This is a genomic window from Rhodococcus sp. CX, from assembly GCF_015865005.1.
GTDB lineage: Bacteria > Actinomycetota > Actinomycetes > Mycobacteriales > Mycobacteriaceae > Rhodococcus.
Window position 1 is genome coordinate 4,636 of sequence record NZ_JADZGH010000240.1, and the last position, 1,476, is coordinate 6,111.

Genomic DNA, 1,476 nt, shown 5'->3' on the forward strand with positions numbered 1-1,476 from the left:
TGAACGGGTTCGCGACGAAGCGTTCGGCGGTCAGGCCGTGACGCCGGTGGTAGCCGCGCGCGACACCCGGTCCGGAGAGGTACAGCTCACCGGCGACACCCATCGGCGTCGGGTTGAGGCGGCCGTCGAGGATGTGTGCCGAGACACCCCGCAGGGCGACACCGATCGGCATCGGGCCGTCCGCCTCGAGCGGGTCGCTACTGGTGGAGATGACGGTCGTCTCGGTCGGCCCGTACACGTTGAAGAAGTCGCGGTCGCCGGCCCACTTCGCCATCAACTCGGTGGAGTAGGCCTCACCGCCGACCATGACCGCGCGCAGCGAATCCAGCCCGGCCGGATCCATCGACGCCAGCGCGGCGGGGGTGATGAAGGCGTGGGTGACACCTTCCTTCCGCAGCAGTTCGGCGAGTTCGTCACCGCCGTAGACCGTCGGCGGCACGATGACCATGGTCGCCCCGGCACCGACCGCGAGCAGCAGCTCGAGGATCGACGCGTCGAAGCTCGGCGACGCGAAATGCATGGTGCGGGAGGAAGAGTCGATCTTGAACCGCTCGCGCTGCTCGGCCGACAGATTCGACAGGCCCCCGTGGGTGACCGTGACGCCCTTCGGGAGGCCGGTGGAGCCGGACGTGTAGATGACGTACGCGGTGTTGTCGACGGACAGCGAACCGACGCGGTCCGCGTAGGTGACCGGCGCCCCGGACACCGCCGCGCACTCGGCGGCCAGTTCCGCGCTGTCGAGAGCGAGCCACTCCACCGAGTCGGGCAGGCGGTCGCGGTGCTCGGTGACGGTGAGGCCGAAGCGCGAGCCGGAGTCGGTGACCATGTGCTCGATGCGGTCGGCGGGATAGGTCGGGTCCATCGGAACGAAGGCGGCACCGGTCTTCGCGACGGCCCACCAGGCGAGGACCGATTCGATCGAACGGGTCAATCCGAGCGCGACGAAGGTTTCGGGCCGTGCGCCGCGCGCGATCAGTACCCGCGCGAGGCGGGAGGACTGCTCGTCGAGCTCGCCGTAGGTCAGACGGCGGTCGCCGAGAACGACCGCGGTGGCCGTCGGGTCCATCTCCACGGCCGCGGCGAGCAACTGCGGGAGGGTCAGTGCACGTGTGCGGCGTCGACGAGCGGGCCTGCTGGAGCCGGTCCTGCGGCGTGCCCCACCTGCAGCCTTGGCACCGGTCTCGTCAGCCGTCATTCGTTAACAACCCCTCATGCCCAGGACAGGAGAACCTCGGTCGCAGCGCGACGCGGGGCTCTCTCGTCTATTGACCCAACAACCCGCTCCATGGTACGAGCCGGCGCTTCGGCGCCACATCCGGCTGATGCGTGCACGAAAGCGTCAACTCTATACCCTCGCGGCGCGCCGATTCGTTACACGATCGCGACCTGGAGTGCCCGGAATCCGGGCCGCCGCGCGGTCCGGGTTCCGGCCCGCGCGGCGGCCGATCGAGCTGCCGCTCCCCCTACCGGCCGCCG

The 1,476-nt window shown here is 69.9% G+C and carries 1 protein-coding gene; it reads right to left on the reverse strand.

Features of this window, described 5'->3' with window-relative positions; genetic code table 11:
* On the reverse strand, positions 1-1,195 hold a 1,195-nt coding region (locus I0Q12_RS26525; RefSeq protein ID WP_197256283.1), incomplete at its 3' end, for an AMP-binding protein.
* Positions 1,196-1,476: the final 281 nt, after the last annotated feature.